Source organism: Desulfurispirillum alkaliphilum (genome assembly GCF_055378285.1).
In genome coordinates, this window is sequence record NZ_AP042405.1 from 295,460 (window position 1) to 315,289 (window position 19,830).

Annotated in this window: 14 protein-coding genes; 9 read left to right on the top strand and 5 right to left on the bottom strand. The window is 55.0% G+C overall.

The window, feature by feature from the left end; genetic code table 11:
- Positions 1-9: 9 nt before the first annotated feature.
- Entirely contained in the window at positions 10-432 is a 423-nt protein-coding gene (locus ACZ46I_RS01420) for a hypothetical protein (RefSeq protein WP_013505160.1), read from the bottom strand.
- 1,242 nt (positions 433-1,674) lie between these two features.
- Here ACZ46I_RS01420 and ACZ46I_RS01425 point away from each other — a divergent pair.
- The 7 genes from ACZ46I_RS01425 (at position 1,675) to ACZ46I_RS01455 (ending at position 8,137) form a co-directional block, all read left to right on the top strand.
- A complete protein-coding gene (locus tag ACZ46I_RS01425) occupies positions 1,675-2,046 on the top strand; it encodes a coiled-coil domain-containing protein (RefSeq protein WP_013505159.1) in 372 nt (123 codons plus the stop codon).
- Between the two features lie 931 nt (positions 2,047-2,977).
- Complete coding sequence (locus tag ACZ46I_RS01430) at positions 2,978-3,388, top strand: hypothetical protein (protein ID WP_464281199.1); 411 nt, start codon at positions 2,978-2,980, stop codon at positions 3,386-3,388.
- A 305-nt stretch (positions 3,389-3,693) separates the two neighbouring features.
- Entirely contained in the window at positions 3,694-4,026 is a 333-nt protein-coding gene (locus ACZ46I_RS01435; protein WP_013505157.1) for a hypothetical protein, read from the top strand.
- 312 nt (positions 4,027-4,338) lie between these two features.
- Positions 4,339-4,671: a hypothetical protein gene (locus ACZ46I_RS01440; RefSeq protein ID WP_464281200.1), complete on the top strand. Its 333-nt coding sequence runs from the start codon at positions 4,339-4,341 to the stop codon at positions 4,669-4,671.
- A 562-nt stretch (positions 4,672-5,233) separates the two neighbouring features.
- Positions 5,234-6,220 carry a porin gene (locus ACZ46I_RS01445; protein WP_464281201.1) on the top strand — a complete coding sequence of 329 codons (987 nt, stop codon included), beginning with the start codon at positions 5,234-5,236 and terminating at the stop codon, positions 6,218-6,220.
- A gap of 1,019 nt (positions 6,221-7,239) precedes the next feature.
- Entirely contained in the window at positions 7,240-7,539 is a 300-nt protein-coding gene (locus ACZ46I_RS01450) for a hypothetical protein (RefSeq protein WP_464281202.1), read from the top strand.
- Positions 7,540-7,837: 298 nt separating this feature from the next.
- The gene (locus ACZ46I_RS01455; RefSeq protein ID WP_464281203.1) at positions 7,838-8,137 is read left to right on the top strand and encodes a hypothetical protein; all 300 of its coding nucleotides are present in this window, start codon (positions 7,838-7,840) and stop codon (positions 8,135-8,137) included.
- A 784-nt stretch (positions 8,138-8,921) separates the two neighbouring features.
- On the opposite strand, the gene trhA is transcribed toward ACZ46I_RS01455, so the two are convergent.
- From trhA to ACZ46I_RS01475, 4 genes are all read right to left on the bottom strand, one after another.
- Positions 8,922-9,569: a PAQR family membrane homeostasis protein TrhA gene (gene trhA / locus ACZ46I_RS01460; RefSeq protein WP_013505153.1), complete on the bottom strand. Its 648-nt coding sequence runs from the start codon at positions 9,567-9,569 to the stop codon at positions 8,922-8,924.
- 172 nt (positions 9,570-9,741) lie between these two features.
- Entirely contained in the window at positions 9,742-13,119 is a 3,378-nt protein-coding gene (locus ACZ46I_RS01465; protein ID WP_464281204.1) for a transglutaminase family protein, read from the bottom strand.
- A 548-nt stretch (positions 13,120-13,667) separates the two neighbouring features.
- Positions 13,668-15,437, bottom strand: a complete 1,770-nt coding sequence (locus tag ACZ46I_RS01470) for a FapA family protein (RefSeq protein WP_464281205.1) — start codon at positions 15,435-15,437, stop codon at positions 13,668-13,670.
- Positions 15,430-17,226: a flagellar assembly protein A gene (locus ACZ46I_RS01475; RefSeq protein ID WP_464281206.1), complete on the bottom strand. Its 1,797-nt coding sequence runs from the start codon at positions 17,224-17,226 to the stop codon at positions 15,430-15,432. The genes ACZ46I_RS01470 and ACZ46I_RS01475 overlap by 8 nt, the downstream gene beginning before the upstream one ends.
- A 344-nt stretch (positions 17,227-17,570) precedes the next feature.
- On the opposite strand from ACZ46I_RS01475, the gene ACZ46I_RS01480 reads away from it, so the two are divergent.
- Positions 17,571-18,017 (top strand): hypothetical protein, encoded by a 447-nt coding sequence (locus ACZ46I_RS01480; RefSeq protein ID WP_464281207.1) that lies wholly within the window; start codon positions 17,571-17,573, stop codon positions 18,015-18,017.
- The gene (locus tag ACZ46I_RS01485) at positions 17,998-18,966 is read left to right on the top strand and encodes a zinc metalloprotease HtpX (RefSeq protein WP_464281208.1); all 969 of its coding nucleotides are present in this window, start codon (positions 17,998-18,000) and stop codon (positions 18,964-18,966) included. The genes ACZ46I_RS01480 and ACZ46I_RS01485 overlap by 20 nt, the downstream gene beginning before the upstream one ends.
- Positions 18,967-19,830 lie beyond the last annotated feature (864 nt).

A 19,830-nucleotide genomic window follows, 5' to 3' on the forward strand; every position in this document is an offset into this window, starting at 1 on the left:
ACAGAGAAATTACTTCTGAACATCAGCCCCAAGAGGTGGATGCCCCGCCGGCAAGCCAGGCTGCTGCTGTGGCATCTCGCCACCCTCCAGCACAAAAGCACCCACAAAAATCAGCTTTTCAAACGTTCGGTCAAGGGAACGACTGTAAAAGTCCTCCATCACCATCCCGTCAATAACCATAACCCGGTCGCCCTCACTGACCACCGTCTCGGGACCAGCGAACCAGAGAATCTCACCATCAGCGTCAAGCTGCACATAGGTATAACCAGCCACATTCATCGTCTCGATAACCGTACCCATCAGATGAGCCTGCTGCTGCGCAGCAGCAGGAGCGGACGACGCACCCGAAACCTCGGGAGCAGACTGCTCACTGCACCCGCTCACAAACACCAGACCACTGACCAGCAGGGCAGCAACAAAACCTGCACGCATAAACCAAACCTCCGCAGAAACATAGCCTTCACCGGCATCCGCAGCAACAGGAAAACCGGGAACACAGCACCAGCATACGCCGGGAGAATTCTCACCGCAAGCCCCGCGATAGGGGGTAGGGGGTAGGGGGTAGGGGGTAGGGGGTAGGGGGTAGGGGGTAGGGGGTAGGGGGTAGGGGGTAGGGGGTAGGGGGAGTGATGAGCCTTCCCTCGTGGTCTGTCAACATTTTGCGCAATCTGCGGACACAATGCTTTCCATCCCCCGGTTGTCCTCAACCTTCTGCACCTTTGCGGCCATGGTGTGAAACCTGACCTCCTTCGCAACCTCCAAAACAGCCAAAGAAATTTATCCGCAGATTTTTCAGATTTTCGCAGATAAAGGCAAAAGCCAGTGAGCTCAGGGAAATCCATGGCAAGTGAATCGTTCCCGTGCTTTGCGACCCCCGTGAGCCAGCGAACAGGCGAGAGACCTGCATCATTCTTCAAAATGAGCGTTCATTCGTGTTCATTCGCGGTAAACCCGGCTGCTACTCCCTCTCACTGCCTTTCCCTGGTACCTTTGTGGCCTTTGTGTGAAACCCTGCCTTCTCCCCCTCCGCGTTTCCGGTGAGCACAGCGAATCGGCGAGAGACCCGCATTATTCTTCAATATTCGCGTTCATTCGTGTTCATTCGCGGTAAACCCGGCTGCTACTCCCGCTCACTGCCTTTCCTTGGTGCCTGGCAGGCTGCTGAAAAACCCTCATCTGCGGTGTTGCTCGCCGTCGCGTGTCATTGCAACGTACGGGGAGTACGCTTCATTCCACGCTCCGCGAGCGCCTTGCACCTGAGCATTTTTCAATTGCCTGCGTATTTTGAGGTATTTCAGTAAGCTGTTAGTAGGCCTTGTGTGAAACCCTGCCTTTTCCCCCTCCAAATCTGCGCCCATCTGCGGACACAATGGTTTCCATTCCCCGGTTGCCCTCAACCTTCTGCACCTTTGCTGCCATGGTGTGAGACCCGCATTATTCTTCAATATTCGCGTTCATTCGTGTTCATTCGCGGTAAACCCGGCTGCTACTCCCTCTCACTGCCTTTCCCTGGTGCCTTTGAGGGCTTTGTGTGAAACCTGGCCTTTTCCCCCTCCGAATCTGCGTCCATCTGCGTAATCTGCGGACAAATGCCCCCCACTCCCTCCTATCACAAACAACACTTTCCTTTGCCCGTACTCTGGTATATACTGCCTGGCATTCAAGGGGTGAGCCATGGAACAAAAGTACTTCGAAATTCTGATGGAAGAGATGAACAGCAAGTTTGAACTTGTACTGGAAAGCCATTCTGCACTTGACCTGAAGTTTGAAAAGAAATTTGACCAACTGAACCAAAAAATTGATGATGTTGACTTCAAGGTTGGCGTGGTCAATAACCGACTGAATGAAGTTAAAACCGAGCTCAGCAACCGCATGGATAAGCTTGATGGTCGCATGGACAAAATAGAAGGCCGCATGGACAAGCTGGATGGCCGCATGGAAAAAATAGAAGGTCGCATGGATCGGCTGGAAAGAAAAGTGGATGGTGTCGCTGACGACCTCTCCGCCCACCGCGCTGACACCGAACTTCACCGCGCCCATGGGTAGGGAAGAGGTGACGAGAAAGTAGCCTGCAGTGTGTAGTCGGTAGAGAGATGCCCTATAACCCTTCCCCATACCCTTCTTCGTGGCTCCGTGAATTTCGTGTGAGACCTGGCTTCCTCCACAACCTCCAAAACAGCCAAAGAAATTTATTCGCAGATTTTCGCAGATAAAGGCAAATTCCAGCAGGGAACTCTATTGCAAGTAAGTAGTTCCCGTGTCCTCCCTCGGCAGCTTGGCGACCCCCGTGAGCACAGCGAATCGGCGAGAGACCCGCATTATTCTTCAAGATTCGCGTTCATTCGTGTTCATTCGCGGTAAACCCGGCTGCTACTCCCGCTCACTGCCTTTCCTTGGTGCCTGGCAGGCTGCTGAAAAACCCTCATCTGCGGTGTTGCTCGCCGTCGCGTGTCATTGCAACGTACGGGGAGTACGCTTCATTCCACGCTCCGCGAGCGCCTTGCACCTGAGCATTTTTCAATTGCCTGCGTATTTTGAGGTATTTCAGTAAGCTGTTAGTAGGCCTTGTGTGAAACCCTGCCTTTTCCCTCTCCAAATCTGCGTCCATCTGCGTAATCTGCGGACACAATGGTTTCCATTCCCCGGTTGCCCTCAACCTTCTGCACCTTTGCGGCCATGGTGTGAGACCCGCATTATTCTTCAATATTCGCGTTCATTCGTGTTCATTCGCGGTAAATCCGGCCGCTACTCCCGCTCACTGCCTTTCCCTGGTGCCTTTGAGGGCTTTGTGTGAAACCCTGCCTTTTCCCCCTCCGAATCTGCGTCCATCTGCGCAATCTGCGGACAAATGACTCTCCCCCATCACCCATTCTCTATTCTCCATCTCCATCCCCAACCCCTAACCACTCCTACAACAAACAACACTTTCCTTTGCCCGTACTCTGGTATATACTGCCTGGCATTCAAGGGGTGAGCCATGGAACAAAAGTACTTTGAAATTCTGATGGAAAATATGAAAAGCGAATTCAAGGCAGTTGCCGAAGGGCACGACTCTCTGCGGCAGGAATTTGGTCGCAAAATTGATGATTTTCGCGATGAAGTGAATGGTCGCTTTGAGCGAGTGGACGCTCAGATCCTTGCTCTTAATCACAAGGTTGACACGGTAGATACCAAGCTCAGCAAGCGCATCGACGAAGTTGATACCAAGCTCAGCAATCGCATCGACGAAGTTGATACCAAGCTCAGCAAGCGCATCGACGAAGTTGATACCAAACTCAGCAAGCGCATCGACGAAGTTGATACCAAACTCAGCAGGAAGATCGACGCAGTGGCCACCGACCTCTCCGCCCACCGCGCCGACACCGAACTCCACCGTGCCCATGGATAGAGTCAGTAGTCAGTAGCGAGTAGTCAGTGGCGAGTAGCGAGTAGTCAGTGCTTTTCCTTGGCGCTCCCAGCGTCTTAAGTGAGCGTAGCGAACGGGCGTGATATATTGCCTTTTCTCTTGACTGCCCTTCCTGGTGCCTTTGAGGGCTTTGTGTGAAACCCTGCCTTTTCCCCCTCCAAATCTGCGCCCATCTGCGTAATCTGCGGACAAATGACTCTCCCCCATCCCCAACTCCCTCCTATCACAAACAACACTTTCCTTTGCCCACACTCTGTTATATATTGCCACCCATCAGGAGGTGAGCCATGGAGAAGCAAGATCGCTTTGAAATCCTGCTGGAAGACATAAACAGCAAGTTTGACCTTGTTCTGGAAGGGCATAATTCCCTGCGGCAGGAATTTGGCCAGAAGTTTGACCAACTGAACCAAAAAATCGATGATGTAGACTTCAAGGTTGACGTGGTCAATAACAGGCTGAATGAAGTCGACACCAAGCTCAGCAAACGCATGGATAAACTTGATGGACGTATGGACAAAATAGAAGGTCGCATGGACCGGCTGGAAAGAAAAGTGGATGGTGTCGCTGCTGACCTCACCGCTCATCGCGCTGACACCGAACTCCACCGTGCGCATGGATAGAGTCAGTAGCGAGTCGTCAGTGGCCAGTAGTCAGTGCTTTACCTTAGCGGCTTTGCGTCTTAAGTGAGCACAGCGAACGGGCGAGAGACCTGCATCACTCTTCAAGATGAGCGTTCATTCGTGTTCATTCGCGGTAAATCCGGCTGCTACTCCCTCTCACTGCCTTTCCTTGGTGCCTTTGTGGCCTTTGTGTGAAACCCTGCCTTCTCCCCCTCCAAATCTGCGGACAAATCCCAACTCCCTCCTATCACAAACAACACTTTCCTTTGCCCGTACTCTGGTATATACTACATTGTATTCAAGAGGTGAGCCATGGAACAAAAGTACTTCGAAATTTTGATGGAAGAGATGAGAAGTGAATTCAGAGCCGTTGCAGAAGGTCACGAGTCTCTGCGGCAGGAATTTGGTCGCAAAATTGATGATTTTCGCGATGAAGTGAATGGTCGCTTTGAGCGAGTGGACGCTCAGATCCTTGCTCTTAATCACAAGGTTGACACGGTAGATACCAAGCTCAGCAAACAGATTCACGAAGTTGACACCAAACTCAGCAAGCGCATTGACAAGTTGGAGAAAAAAGTTGATGACATTGCCACCGACCTCACCGCCCACCGCGCTGACACCGAACTCCACCGTGCCCATGGATAGAGTCAGTAGCCAGTAGCGAGTAGTCAGTGCTTTTCCTTGGCGCTCCCAGCGTCTTAAGTGAGCGTAGCGAACGGGCGTGATATATTGCCTCTTCTCTTGACTGCCCTTCCTGGTGCCTTTGAGGGCTTTGTGTGAAACCCTGCCTTTTCCCTCTCCAAATCTGCGCCCATCTGCGCAATCTGCGGACACAATGGCTTCTCTCCACCCCTCTACCTAACTACTAACTACCTGCTACCCGCTACCTGCTACTTGCTACTTGCTACTTGCCTCCCGCTCTCCCTGCCACAAAACCCCTCAATGACAATACACCTCTAATCAGCCAGTAACCGACACACATAGTCACCTTTTACTGCAAATCATCGCCAAAACGTAAACTCCAAGTAAAATAACAAGAAACGTCCCGGCGCTTTTTCCATGAACCGTTTCAGAGTTTTTTCAGGGGTACGCCAAAATTGCGCACTTCCTGCACTTTTTTCGTTGACAACCAGATTTTAAGCCAGTATATGTTGAACCACGATATTTTTTCCACAAATCCAAAAAAATGGAGAGACACATGAACAAAATGGTCAAAGTTTCCCTCGCTGGTCTGGCTGCCGCAGCCATGATCGCTCCCGCCTCCGTAGCCTTCGCTCAGAAAACCGGCCCCAACTTCTACGGTCAAGTCAACTACCAACTCCAGATGTATGACGATGGCACAGACACACTCTGGGAATCCAACAGCAACGCATCACGCCTTGGCGTTCGCGGAAATTATGCCCTGGATGGCGGCCTGACAGCTATTTACCAGATCGAAAGTGGTTTTAACTATGGCACAGATCATAATCCTGGCAACAATGGTCTTGCAACTCGAGACACTTTCGTAGGCCTGCGCGGTGACTTCGGCACCTTCACTGTAGGTCGTCAATCTCACTCTTTCCGTCAGTTCGCTGGCCTCCAGAACTACTCCACTGACGCACAGGAGCCTTGGTCAATCGGCCTTGGTTCGCGCCAGAACGACACCATCAAGTACACTGGTAAAGCCGGTGACATTGGCTTTGGCGTGAGCCTCATGCCTACAATGGGTGCAGAAACAGGTGACATGAGCTTTGCTCTTGGCCTGGGCGGCAAGATCAGCAACGAAATCAGCTTCGGTCTTGGTGCATTGATGACTTCTGATCCGGATGCAGATTTTCCAGCTCCCGGCTCTTTCGGTTACGGCTCAGCAAATCGTGATGAAACAGTTATAGGCCTCAAAGTAGAATACAAAGCCGGTCCTCTGACTGCTGCTCTTGGCTACCAAACCTATGATGAAGCTGACTACAGCGAAGTTGTTGTACCTGTCAAGTTTGACATCAACAGCCAATTCAGCGTTCAGGCAGCGGTCAACATGATCATGGACTTCAACGATGAAGATTCCATGAACTTCATGGCCGGCTTTGACTACCGTCTTGGCGGAGGCACCACCCTGTACCTCAACTACATCGCCATCGACGAAGACTCCGCTCCCCGTGGCAGCAGTCGCGAGGCTGACTCCACTACCATCGCGTTCGGCATCAACCACGCATTCTGATTTCCCGGTGCATAAGCACCATCTTTTATCCTCATAGGATGTTCTGCACCTCCGCATTTCGCGGAGGTGCTTTTTTTTTGCAAGTGTTCAGAATCGAAGACATGACACCCACTTTGTCATTGATGATTCTGCCATATATCCGCTAGGACGACTAAACGTCCAATAAAGGACGCCCATATGATTAGAAGGTAATGCAGCTGGTCGCTTGACCAATTCTCCCATTTGCGTTTATTCGTGTCCATTCGCGGTAAATCCTCCGGCTGCTACACCCTCTCACTGCCTTTCCTTGGTGCCTTTGAGGGCTTTGTGTGAAACCCTGCCTTTTCCCCCTCCAAATCTGCGCCCATCTGCGGACAAAATGGTTTCCATCCCGGTTGCCTTCCCCCTTTTAAACCTTTGCTGCCATGGTGTGAGACCTGACCTCCTTCACAACCTCCAAAACGGCCAAAGAAATTTATCCGCAGATTTTCAGCGACCCATGTAATAATCAAAGCAATCATTCAGAGTTTTCGAATGCACGAAAGTCAATTTCCTCTCGCCAAGCCGCAGAGAACGCAGAGAAGATAGGTGCCCAAATCAATTCACCTGTATTTCCTTGGCGCTCCCAGCGCCTTAAGTGAGCACAGCGAACGGCGAGAGACCCGCATTATTCTTCAATATTCGCGTGTATTCGTGTCCATTCGCGGTAAAACCGGCTGCTACTCCCGCTCACTGCCTTTCCTTGGTGCCTGGCAGGCTGCTGAAAAACCCTCATCTGCGGTGTTGCTCGCCGTCGCGTGTCATTGCAACGTACGGGGAGTACGCTTCATTCCACGCTCCGCGAGCGCCTTGCACCTGAGCATTTTTCAATTGCCTGCGTATTTTGAGGTATTTCAGTAAGCTGTTAGTAGGGCTTTGTGTGAAACCTGGCCTTTTCCCCCTCCAAACCTGCGGACAAATCCCAACTCCCTCCTATCACAAACAACACTTTCCTTTGCCCGTACTCTGGTATATACTGCATTGTATTCAAGGGGTGAGCCATGGAACAAAAGTACTTCGAAATTCTGATGGAAGAGATGAACAGCAAGTTCGAGCTGGTGCTGGAGAGTCATCATGCAATACGCTCGGAACTTCAGCAGTTCAGAGGCGAAGTACATGACCGTTTCCAGATGGTGGATACCAAAATCCTTGCTCTTAATGACAAGATTGACACCGTAGACACCAAGCTCAGCAAGCGCATTGACGAAGTTGACGCTAAGCTCAGCAGGAAAATCGACGCAGTGGCAGCTGACCTCTCCGCTCATCGCGCTGACACCGAACTTCACCGGGCGCATGGATAGAGCCAGTAGCCAGTAGTCAGTGCTTTACCTTTGCAACTCTGCGTCTTAAGTGAGCACAGCGAACGGGCGAGAAGCATTGCCTTTGTTCTTGATAGTCTTTCCTTGTGTCTTCGTGCCCTTCGTGTGAGACCTGCCTTTTCCCCCTCCAAATCGGCTGACACAATGATTCTCCCCCATCCCCTATTCTCTATTCTCTATTCTCCATCTCCATCCCCCAACCCCTAACCCCTCCTACAATAAACAATACTTTCCTTTGCCAGCACTCTGGTATATATTGCCACCCATCAGGAGGTGAGCCATGGAACAAAAGTACTTCGAAATTCTGATGGAAGAGATGAACAGCAAGTTTGAACTTGTACTGGAAGGGCATAACTCCCTGCGGCAGGAGTTTGGACGGAAGTTTGACCAACTGAACCAAAAAATCGATGATGTAGACTTCAAGGTTGATGTGGTCAATAACCGCCTGAATGAAGTTAAAACCGAACTCAGCAAGCGTATCGATGACGTTGATGACAAACTCAGCAAAAAAATCGATGCCGTTGCCACCGACCTCTCCGCCCACCGCGCTGACACCGAACTTCACCGTGCGCATGGGTAGGGAAGAGGTGACGAGAAAGTAGCCTGTAGTGTGTAGTCGGTAGAGAGATGTCCTATAACCCTTCCCCATGCCCTTCTTCGTGGCTCCGTGAATTTCGTGTGAGACCTGGCTTCCTCCACAACCTCCAAAACAACCAAAGAAATTTATCCGCAGATTTCACCGATTTTCGCAGATAAAGGCAAAAGCCAGCAGGGAACTCTATTGGCAAGTAAGTAGTCAGTGCTTTACCTTTGCGCCTCTGCGTCTTGAGTGAGCACAGCGAACGGCGAGAGACCTGCATCATTCTTCAATATTCGCGTGTATTCGTGTCCATTCGCGGTAAATCCGGCTGTACTCCCGCTCACTGTCTTTCCTTGGTGCCTGGCAGGCTGCTGAAAAACCCTCATCTGCGGTGTTGCTCGCCGTCGCGTGTCATTGCAACGTACGGGGAGTACGCTTCATTCCACGCTCCGCGAGCGCCTTGCACCTGAGCATTTTTCAATTGCCTGCGTATTTTGAGGTATTTCAGTAAGCTGTTAGTAGGCCTTTGTGTGAAACCCTGCCTTTTCCCCCTCCGCGTTTCCGGTGAGCACAGCGAATCGGCGAGAGACCCGCATTATTCTTCAATATTCGCGTGTATTCGTGTCCATTCGCGGTAAATCCGGCTGCTACTCCCGCTCACTGCCTTTCCTTGGTGCCTTTGTGGCCTTTGTGTGAAACCCTGCCTTTTCCCTCTCTAAATCTACGGACCAAAATGGCCTTTCTCTATTTCCCATCCCCCATTCCGGCAGGCTTGCCGTTTTGCTCAATACGCGTAGTACAGCACGGCAAAGAAATGGCTTGTGGTTCCGGCCATCACGAACAGGTGCCATACGAAGTGGGCGTAGGGAATCCTGACCAGGTAGAAGAGTACGCCGGTGGTATAGGCGCTTCCGCCCGCCACCAGCCAGAAGAGGCCCCATGGCTCCATGCTCTGCCACAGGGGTTTCATGGCAATGACTATCAGCCACCCCATGACCAGGTACAGCGCCGTGGAAAGCTTTTCGAAGCGGATGCCTCCCATGGATTTCAACACAATACCACCGATGGCGATGCTCCACACGAGGCCCAGCAGTGTCCAGCCCCAGGGGCCGCGCAGGACGCCCAGGGTGAAGGGGGTATAGGTTCCCGCGATCAGCAGAAAGATGGCACCGTGGTCGAGAATCTGGAATACCTGTTTGGCCCGGTTTTTCGCCAGGGCATGGTAGAGGGTGGAGGCAATGTAGAGCAGCAGCATGGTGGCGGCAAAGACGCTGGCACCCACAATGCCCCAGGCGCTTCCCCGTTCTGCGGCGAAGAGGATCAGCACTGGCGTTGCGGCAACGGCTGCCAGGAAACCGACACCGTGGCTGACGCTGCTGGCGATCTCTTCTCCCAGGCTCTCTGGTCGTGGTGTCATTGGAGAGCGTTTCATTGCCTCCTCCTTTTCCCGAGAGGCATGCTTACTGAAATACCTCAAATCATACAGGCAATTGAAAACCCACAGGTGCAAGGCGCCCGCAGAGCGAGGCGTGAAGCGTACTTCCCGTACGTTGCAACAACAAGCGGCAGCGGGCAACACCGCAGATGGGGGTTTCAGCAGCCTGTTAGCGTTTTTGCGCCTCCTGCTTTCGCGGCATGCGCCGCAGATCCAGCGTGTGGGGATAGTCGCGGTTCTTTTCGATGGAGAGGATCTGCACATCCGTGGATACATCGGTTCTGGGGGTAAAGGTGCGCCGTGTCACGGGGCCACTGGTGGGTACCTGCAGAACATCTTCCTGCACGCCAGCTGTGTGCCCCATGTCCCAGAAGCGGTTGATGCGGCGCGACTGGGCTTCAAATTCGTTGACGGGCAGGGTTTCATAGCTGCGCCCTCCGGGGTGGCTGACGTGGTAGACACAGCCGCCGATGGAGCGTTTATTCCAGGTATCAACAATGTCAAAGGTTATGGGCGAGTGAATGCCGATGGTGGGATGCAGGGACGAGTGGGGCTGCCAGGCCTGGTAGCGGATGCCGGCCACATATTCGCCGTGCACTCCTGTGGGCTGCATGGGCACGGGGTAGCTGTTGCAGGTGATGAGGTAGCGGGCGTCATTGAGACCGTTGACCTTCAGCTGCAGCCGCTCCACGGAAGAGTCCACATAGCGGGCGGTGCCACTGCTGGCACTCTCTTCACCCAGCACGTGCCAGGGTTCAATGGCCATGCGCAGCTCGATGACTATGTCCTTGACGCAGACGGATCCGTAATGGGGGAAGCGGAATTCGAAGAAGGGGTCGAGCCAGTCCATTTCAAAGGCATAACCAGCCTGGTTCAGATCCTCAACCACATCCGCCATATCCCGTCGCACATAGTGGGGCAGCAGAAACTGGTCGTGCAGCCGGGTTCCCCAGTGGATCAAGGGCCGGGTATACGGTTCACGCCAGAACCAGGCCACCAGGGAGCGGATCAGCAGCATCTGCATCAGGGACATGCGGCTGTGGGGCGGCATTTCAAAGGCGCGCATTTCCAGCAGACCCAGACGGCCGGTGGGGCTGTCGGGCGAGTAGAGCTTGTCGATACAGAATTCGCTGCGGTGGGTATTGCCGGTCAGGTCGGTCAGCAGGTTGCGCAGTACCCGGTCCACCAGCCACAGGGAGGCCTTCTCGTCGCGGCCGGGTATCTGGTTGAAGGCGATTTCCAGTTCATAGAGGCGGTCGTCGCGGCCTTCATCCACCCGGGGTGCCTGGCTGGTGGGGCCGATAAAGAGCCCCGAAAACAGATAGGACAGCGCGGGGTGATTCTGCCAGTAGCCAATCAGGCTGCGCAGGAGGTCGGGACGGCGCAGCAGGGGGCTGTCGGCGGGGGTGGGGCCGCCCAGGGTGACGTGATTGCCGCCGCCGGTGCCGGTATGGCGCCCATCCAGCATGAATTTCTCGGTACCCAGGCGACAGAGGCGGGCCTGCTCGTAAAGCTGTTCCGTATTACTGACCAGCTCCTGCCACGTATGGGAAGGGTGAATGTTCACTTCCACCACACCGGGGTCGGGAGTGATGGCCAGTTTTTTGAGGCGATTGTCGCGGGGCGGCTCATAACCTTCAATGACGATGGAAATATCCAGCTGCTCTGCCAGCATCTCCATAATGGCAATCAATTCCAGGTAGCTTTCCAGGCGCGCCATGGGAGGCAGGAAGACATGGATATTCCCCCGGCGCACTTCCGCGCAGAGGGCAAAGCGTACCAGGTCTTTTTCCGGCACGTGGGCACGGGGCCACGGTCGCTGGCCGGCAGCGCGCTCAGCAATCAGCTGATTGAAATCCTCCAGGGGAGCCTGCTGTTCCAGCTGGCTGTGGCCGGGGTCGTGGTAGCACTCGCTTTCGGGGGCGCTCTCCAGGGAGTCCAGGGGCAGGCGAAAGCCCATGGCCGAAGCACCGGGGATCAGAAAGAGCTCACCGCGCCGCAATTTCCAGACCGAGCTTTCCCAGCGGCAATGTTCATGGTGCCAGCGCAGAGGCAGCACAAAACCGGTGGGCTCTCCCATATCGCGTCCCAGCAGTTCGGCCAGATACTTGCGCTCCAGGGGGTCTTTCAGGTTGCACTGCAACGGGTTGACATTGGCAGGCAGGGTGCCCTCTTTCCACAGGTAGTAGAAAGCATCCTCATAGGCCGCCTTGATATGGGAAGGGTCGATGGAGAAAACCCCTGCCAGCGCCTCCAGCAGGCGGCGGGCGTCGCCGGGGGTATGGGAACCATCCGCCTGGGGATTCGCCATTCGCGACGGGCTGCGCCAGGCTGCCACGCCATCATGACGCCAGAAGCAGGCCATCTGCCAGCGGGGCAGGGGTTCACCGGGGTACCATTTACCCTGGCCGTAGTAGAGCAAGCCGCCGGGAGCAAAGGTCTGCTGCAGACGGCGCAGCAGTTGAGCCGAAAGGTGCCGTTTATGCTTGCCATCGGCTGTGATGTTCCACTGGGCCGAATCCATGTCGTCAATGGAGACAAACGTGGGTTCGCCACCCATGGTCAGGCGGACATCCTGTTCCTGCAGCTGCGCCTCCACCTGCTGCCCCAGAGCGTCTATGCGCTGCCACTGGCTGTCGCTGTAGGGTCGGGTCACCCGTGGGGTTTCGTAAATGCGCTCCACACGGTTATGGAAGGAGAACTCCGTCTGGCAGACGTCGGTATAACCGGTGACCGGAGCCGCGCTGACAGGGTCAGGGGTTCCCGCCAGGGGAATATGTCCTTCGGCGGTCAGCAGTCCGGAGGTGGGATCAAGGCCTATCCACCCCGCGCCGGGGATATAGACCTCCGTCCAGGCGTGCAGGTCGGTAAAGTCCTCACTGGGCCCCGAAGGGCCATCCAGGGACGGGACGTCGGCTGTCAGCTGCACCAGATATCCGCTGACAAAGCGGGCGGCCAAGCCAAGCCTGCGGGCAATCTGCACCAACAGCCAGGCGGAGTCGCGACAGGAGCCCAGGGCGCGCTGCAGGGTTTCGTCGGGCGACAGCACCCCCGGCTCCATGCGGATGGTGTATTTGATATCCTGGGCCAGCAGGCGATTCAGCTCCACCAGGAAGTCCACCGTTCGCACCTTGGTGGCGGGACGGTGTGCATTGGTCCATGCATCGGTCAGTGGGCAGCCCGGCAGAATTTCCAGATAGGGGATCAGTTCCCGCTCCATCTGCTCGTCATAGCGAAAGGGAAAGGTTTCCGCGTATTCTTCCACAAAGAAATCAAAGGCATTCAGGGGCGTCATATCGGCAATCAGCTCCACATCAATGGAAAGCCTGGTCGCCCTCTCGGGAAAGACCACCCGGGCCTGAAAATTACTGAAAGGGTCCTGAACCCAGTTAAGAAAGTGATGCGCCGGTTCAATCTTCAGTGAGTACGCTTCAATGGCCGTACGGCAGTGAGGAGCCGGACGCAGACGGAAAATGTGGGGCGAGAGATTCACCGGACGGTCGAAGGTGTAACTGGTCCTGTGGCGGATGGCAACGCGAATACTCAAGGGATGCCTCACTTTGCGGGTCAGGGTTCATAAGTGGAATGCAGAACACATCACCATGATAGCATACATTGCGATTTGGAAGGAGGAAAGGCAATGCCTCTCGCCCGTTTGCTGCGCTCACCTGGGATGCGGAGGAATACCATTGATAACTCGTCGCAGCGTAACGGCACTCGCGCCAGCATTCCTCCCAGAAACGCCCACTTTCGTCCCTGGTTCAGCCTCTGCCGCTCACGCCATCCAGGCTCGTACATTATCCTTTTTTGGTACGGCCAAAAAAGGACCAAAAAAGCCGCTCACCGGACGGGCTCACGGGGGAACGGCCTGCTTCTGCCTTTCCCCCGTGGGCTGGCCCAGCCAGGACGCGCCGACTGGAACGCGACGGACCCGCAGGGTTGACGCCACGACGGCGGCAACCGCAAACCAAAAGCCATGGAGGGCGGTTGTTTGCGGTCCCCAGTTCCAGGCAAGCGGGCGGCTGAGAAGGACAGCACTGGGGGTCGCTTCCCAGCCACTTTTGGCGACCCAAAAGTGGCAAGGAGAAACCCTTGCTATCCACGTACCAGGCGGTATTCAAGCTTGCCGGCGCGATTTTTACCCACGGTTACTCCGGCCAGATCCTGGTCGATGGTGATGTGGGCGCTGCTCTTGCCGTACTTGAGGATATTGCCTTTGGGCAGGCGCTTGTAGACGGTGAAGGAGGTGGTGGTTTCCACATACTGGATGCGATAGATGAAGTCCTCCAGGGTGGAGAGCTGGCGCACGATCACCTGGGCCTGCTGCTTCAGGCTGATGACTTCCTTGGTCAGGCTGTTATGGCGTTCAACGATATTCTGAAAGGCTGAGGGCACGGCACTTGACTGGCGGCGCAGCTTCTCGATCTTACCCCGCAGGGGTTCGTACTGTTTGCGCACGTCGGCCAGCTGGTTCTTCTTGCTGTTATAGGACTGACGAATGGCCTTCAGTTTTTTCAGCAGTTCCTTCTGCTGGCCGAGGGCCATCTGGTAGCGTGTATTGACACTCTCGATGGTCAGGGGATCAATGGTGAAAAAATTGGTGCCGTCGGAAACGGTGTTGATGCGGATCTGGTAGCCACCGGTGGTCACACTGCAATTCTTCAGCTCGTTGATGAAAATGCGCGGCGACTTGATGACGCTTTGCATGGATTTCCCCAGCACCTCCACACTGGAGGTGGCTTCGACGGTTCCCCCTTCCAGCATGTTGATTTTGGCGCGATCAGCCCGTACGGTTCCTTTGGAGATGTCCACCACCGCTTCATGCTCTGCCTCGATGCAGGCATCCTTGTGCAGGACACCGTTGATGGTGACATTGAGCCCCCGGATGATGGCACCCGCTCCCACGTGGCCGTTAATGGTGACATTGCGGCCTTCGATGACCTGACCGGCGCTGACGGCGTCTTTGGTTTCATCGCTGGCGCCAAGGACAATGTCCTCGCGTTTTTTTGCCTGGGCAGCATCTTTGCTGTCCAGGACATCGGACTCGAAGCTCACCTGGGGACGAATCAGCAGTGTGCCCTTTTCCACCGACAGGTAGCCGTCTTTTTCGGCGTAGTAGAGATAGGCTTCAGGGGTCTGTTCACGGCGGATATCGGGGGAAAAGTCATGGAAGGGCAGGCGCGGGCCGTTGACGGGATTGACAATGTAGCCGGAGGTGCTGATCTGCAGCTGCGACTCCCGCAGAATCGGCTCGGTGATCAGCAGCTCGCCTTCGCGGACGATAAAGGTGTCCTTGCCCATCTCAAAGGGAGAGAGCATGGGCTCCTGACCACCACCGCTGGCAATCAGTCCGTGGCGGTCGAAGTGGTAGGTGGGGTAGGCCAGATCAGCGCTGGCCCTGGGGTTCTGGCCACTGGCCACGGCGAAGGGTTCATCGGGAATATCGGATTTCTCCACAAAGGCCCGGTGCACGGCGGCGGCAATCCGGTAGAGGGTTTCGTCGTCATACACCCCGTAGACCACGCCCTCCTTGGCCAGCACCTTTTTGATTTCCGTAAGAACTTCCAGGGGAGTTGCCATGGTGACATCCACGCTGGAGCCCTGATAAAAACGCACAGAGGTGGTATTGGACGCGGTTTTCAGAGAGTAGTGCAGCTCCACCGGCGAAAACCCCCGCTGGAAGATATCGATGGTGTAATCACGGTAAAAAAACTCTTCTCCCCGCTGCAGATCAGAAATATTGTGGATGGAAAAATCCAGGTTCTCCAGGGCGATATGGTGCTTGTGGGATGCCTGCACCAGGGCATCCTGAATATTGCTGACCACAATCTGCTGTTCCACCATGCCAATATGCGAATTATCCATGCAGAACCCTCAATCGGCCATCGGGGCCAAGCTCCAACATCATGGCCCGTTTCTGGGCCGGTATCTCCTTGGGCTGACTCTGCCCGAAAAACCGTATGCGATTGCCGGCTTCAGCTCCTTCGCTGATATGCACGGCGGTTTTATGGGTGATCTCCAGCAGCTTTTCCTTTTTCATCCCGGTGCTCTTCTGCTGTTTTTTACCGGCTTCCAGGCGCACAAGTGCCTCTTCCAGAAAACTCTTGTTGTCGCGGAATTTCTTGACCAGCTTCACCATGGCAACCGGCGGCTCATTGCCCATCTTGCGAACCCGCGCGATCTCCTTCAGGGCGTTCTCCACCTGACCCCGGTCGTGCTGGATTTCCGTGGACTTATTGCGGATATCACGACTGAGGGTGGCCAGCTCCAGCTCCAGTTTTGCCAGCTCGCTGTCGTACTCCTCAACCAGCTTCTCCACCGAAGGAACTCCGTGGTAATCCACCTGGATGAGGTTGTCCGAACCAATCAGATGGCCCAGAATCACATCGGGGCCAGCGGCAGTAACCTGAGTGCTCTTCATGGTGCCCGCATGTTCAAGAGTACGGCAGAACACTTTCGTACTTACCACATTCCCCCAGATATACACTTTATCGGCAGTAATTGTGGCAGACTGAAAGGATTTCGCCTCGACCTCGGGAGCTGTGACAATCCCACTGCCCCGGCTCAGACGCACAGACTCCTCCCCTTCGATAGTTGCCGTGGAGTGAATACTGCCGGTGATTTCGATGCGACGCCCCTTGATCCTGGCATTGGGGCCGATATTGCCTTTGATGTAGATATTCTCGCCTTCAACACTGCGCCCCTGGCCCACAGCGTCCTCGTCCACCTCGTCATGGACGATGCGCACGTCCTTGCGCCGTTCGTCGAAGTAGATATCACCAGTAACGGCAATGTTCACCTCACCCTCAATATCCAGGTTATCCACAATGTCTGCCCGCCCATTGCGGTCAATGACAAAGTATCCTTCCTTGCGGGTGAGCACTTCCATGCGCCCCAGGCGATGAATGGTCTTGAGATTATCGGAGGTGATACGGAAGGGGAAGCGCTCCACATCCTGGCCAACGTGCTGGGGCAGAATTTCACCCAGGGGCGTGATGCCCGGCTGACCCTGAACCGGCATATAGTAGGTCATGATCACCTTGTTGGCGTAGACATACTGGGTGAAATCCTTTTTGGCATAGTCCATGGAGCCGTCCTGGCGCAGCTTTCCCACGGGATTGTATCGATCAAAGTTGTACTGCACCCGCGAGTCCTGCCCGTGAATGCGCTTCTGGCCGTGGGCAATGGGAAAATCCATATAGGGCGCCGGCCCGCTGGTGGAAGGTTTCTGCAGTTCATTGAATATATCCAGAGCCATTTTGCGAATGGCCCCCTGGCCCACGACACCAAAAACCACCTTGTTCAGGGCCAGGGTGCGATAGATCTCCTCCTCAATGGCCTGCAAGGGCTTTGCATCGTTCGCGTCCACCACGCTGCGGCGGAAGACCCGCAGATTCATGGTCAGAGGCTCCTTCTCATCGGGCGTAATACTCATGAAAAACTGGTGGCGGGACGGCTGCTTACTGTGAACAACCCGTACCTTCCAGGATTTTGCCATCTGGCGTTCACTCAGGGCATAGGGCTCCGTCTCGTCGACGATGGTGAAACGCAGCTCGCGCATGATAACGCGAAAGCTTTCGGACAGACGCTCCAGCGTTGCTTGTATATCTTCCGTGGAGTAGATCCCCAGGACTTTTTCTTCAGCTTTCTCCATATCCCCTGCTTTGGGCCGCATACGTGTCACAAACTACGGCAGTACAATATTGCTGCAGCATTATACGGTTTTTTGTGCTGAGATTAAACCTCAAGTTTCATCCGACCCCGCTCCTTGCACTCGCCCCTCTCTCTCGCCTTTGACCCGGCCGGTGCCTTGACGTATGATACCCTCATTAACTCAAGTTTCGCATCTTGCTATCTTGACTTAAGGCCTCAAGTTTCGCATCTTGTTACCTTGGGTTAAGATGCTATTATTCTGACATTTATCGTGCGGAAACTGTATTGATTTTGAATGCTTGACTTATCTGGTATTACACTTTTTGTTTCCGGATATTGTCCTTTTTGACCGCGCAAAAAGGACGCAAAAACGCGCCCCCCGAACGCCCGTTTTTCCGGTTCGCCTGCTCGCCTGTTCTGGAGATCCGGCAGCAGGCTGCTCAAAGAGGCTCAGGGGGCCGCTTCCCAGCCACTTTTGGCGACCCAAAAGTGGCAAAAGAAACTTATAAACAAGGTGAGGGCAATGCCGATCAATACTACCTGTATAGAATCATTTCATCCATTTCAGCACGGTATAAGGGTCGGCGCCGACAACCTGCCGTTTCGGGAGTTGAAACTTCAGTCATTAACCTACCCGCTGGAGGCACCATGGGATCATGCCTGAAGGGAAAATCTGAAGCCACGGCCAAGGCAGGCGCTTACAAATGCAAGCATTGCAAGGCGATATCCGAAAAAAAGGGCCACCTGTGTGAGCCGAAAAAGATAAAAAAAGATGAAAAAAAGAAGTCCTGACCGACTCTCCTACGTTGCCTCCAAACTGGGCAACCTATGGCAGACCGTCGCGCTGCTCAGTGGCATGGGCCTGCTGATGGCCCTGGTGGGGTACTTTCTGGCCGGAGCCCTGGGGGCCCTCTGGGTCGTCAGTTTCGGCATCACGCTGATTCTGCTGACCCCCGGCATAGATCCCCACATGGTGCTGCGCCTGTATCGCGCCAGAGTCATGGGCTACAGCCACGCGCCCCGCATTCACGACCTGCTGGCCATCCTGTGCAGCCGCGCCGGGCTGGAACGCCCTCCCCAGCTCTATTTCCTGCCCAGCTATACCATTACCGCCTTTACCGTGGGCAGCCGCAAAAACCCCGCCATCGCCCTTTCCCACGGCCTGCTGCACGTCATGGGCATGCGCGAACTGGGCGCCATTCTGGCCCACGAAATCGCCCACATCACCAGCGGCGATCTGCGCCTGATGTCCATGGCTGATATCGCCTCACGCCTGACAGCCACCCTGAGCTTCGCCGGGCAGATTCTGCTGATCATTAACCTGCCCCTGATTGCCGCCGGAAAAGCCACGGTCTCCTGGCTCCTGATCATCACCCTGATTGCCGCGCCCACCGTCAGCGCGCTTCTGCAGCTGGCACTCTCGCGGACCAGAGAGTACGACGCCGATCTGGAGTCCCTGCGGATCAGCGGCGACCCCGAAGCCCTGGCAGTCGCCCTGGAAAAAATCGAACGCTATCAGCACTCGTGGCTGGAGCGAGCCCTGATGCCCGGCACCAAAACTCCCTACCCCTCACTGCTGCGAACCCATCCGCCCACCGCTGAACGCATTGAACGCATACTGACCATGGCCCCTCCAGACCATATTTCCCCCGCCGTCCTGGAAACAGAACGCGCGCCTTTTGAATCACCCTTCGACACTATCCGGCGACCCAGACGCAACATCTGGGGACTCTGGTACTGAGAAAAACACGTTGCTGCTGGCCTGGCAAACCTCGCCTGCACAGCGAAAGCACGCCAGAATGGCGAGCGCCAGCCAGAACCGTACCCCAAATTTCGTATCCCCGAAACGGCAGGTTGTCGGCGTCGACACTGATGCCATATTGGAATGGCAAAAATGGTTCTGCACAGACTGCGTCGCTTGACATTATCCTCACCATATATACGAGATTCTTTTGTCACTTTTTACCCGCAAAAAGTGGCTGGGAAGCGGCCCCCAGTGCTGCCCTTATCAGCCGCCCGCTTGCCTGGAACTGGGGACCGCAAACAACCGCCATCCATGGCTTTTGGTTTGCGGTTGCCGCCCTCGTGGCGGCAACCCTGCGGGTCCATCGCGTTATACAGGCAATTGAAAAGTTCTCAGGTGCAAGGCGCAAGCAAGGAGTAAGGCGTACTTCCTGTACGTCGCAGCGACGAGCACTGGTGAGCAACGCCGCAGGTGAGGCTTTTCAGCAGCCTGACAGTCGGCGCGTCCTGGCTGGGCCAGCACACGGGGGAGAGACAGAAGCAGGCCGTTCCCCCCTGAGCCCGTCCGGTGAGTGCGACGCCTGGCTGGCAAGACCCGAACGGGACACTCACAGGAAGTGAGTGGTCCGGCAGCACTGCAGGGATGCAGTGTCTGCTGGATCTCCAGAACAGGCGAGCCAACGAGCCGGAAAAAAGGGCGTTCGGGGGGCGCGTTTTTGTGCCCTTTTTGCGCGGTCAAAAAGGGTAATATCCACAAACGAAAAGAGAAATAACAGATGAGTCAAGCATGCAAAGTTAATACGGTTTTCGCATGGTAAACATAATAATACCTTAAACCAAGACGACAAGATGCGTAACTTCA

Excerpts from the sequence above, each read along its gene's own strand:
- ACZ46I_RS01420 (WP_013505160.1), bottom strand. The coding sequence starts at position 432 with ATGCGTGCAGGTTTTGTTGCTGCCCTGCTGGTCAGTGGTCTGGTGTTT.
- ACZ46I_RS01425 (WP_013505159.1), top strand. The coding sequence starts at position 1,675 with ATGGAACAAAAGTACTTCGAAATTCTGATGGAAGAGATGAACAGCAAG.
- ACZ46I_RS01430 (WP_464281199.1), top strand. The coding sequence starts at position 2,978 with ATGGAACAAAAGTACTTTGAAATTCTGATGGAAAATATGAAAAGCGAA.
- ACZ46I_RS01435 (WP_013505157.1), top strand. The coding sequence starts at position 3,694 with ATGGAGAAGCAAGATCGCTTTGAAATCCTGCTGGAAGACATAAACAGC.
- ACZ46I_RS01440 (WP_464281200.1), top strand. The coding sequence starts at position 4,339 with ATGGAACAAAAGTACTTCGAAATTTTGATGGAAGAGATGAGAAGTGAA.
- ACZ46I_RS01445 (WP_464281201.1), top strand. The coding sequence starts at position 5,234 with ATGGTCAAAGTTTCCCTCGCTGGTCTGGCTGCCGCAGCCATGATCGCT.
- ACZ46I_RS01450 (WP_464281202.1), top strand. The coding sequence starts at position 7,240 with ATGGAACAAAAGTACTTCGAAATTCTGATGGAAGAGATGAACAGCAAG.
- ACZ46I_RS01455 (WP_464281203.1), top strand. The coding sequence starts at position 7,838 with ATGGAACAAAAGTACTTCGAAATTCTGATGGAAGAGATGAACAGCAAG.
- trhA (WP_013505153.1), bottom strand. The coding sequence starts at position 9,569 with ATGAAACGCTCTCCAATGACACCACGACCAGAGAGCCTGGGAGAAGAG.
- ACZ46I_RS01470 (WP_464281205.1), bottom strand. The coding sequence starts at position 15,437 with ATGGATAATTCGCATATTGGCATGGTGGAACAGCAGATTGTGGTCAGC.
- ACZ46I_RS01475 (WP_464281206.1), bottom strand. The coding sequence starts at position 17,226 with ATGGAGAAAGCTGAAGAAAAAGTCCTGGGGATCTACTCCACGGAAGAT.
- ACZ46I_RS01485 (WP_464281208.1), top strand. The coding sequence starts at position 17,998 with ATGAAAAAAAGAAGTCCTGACCGACTCTCCTACGTTGCCTCCAAACTG.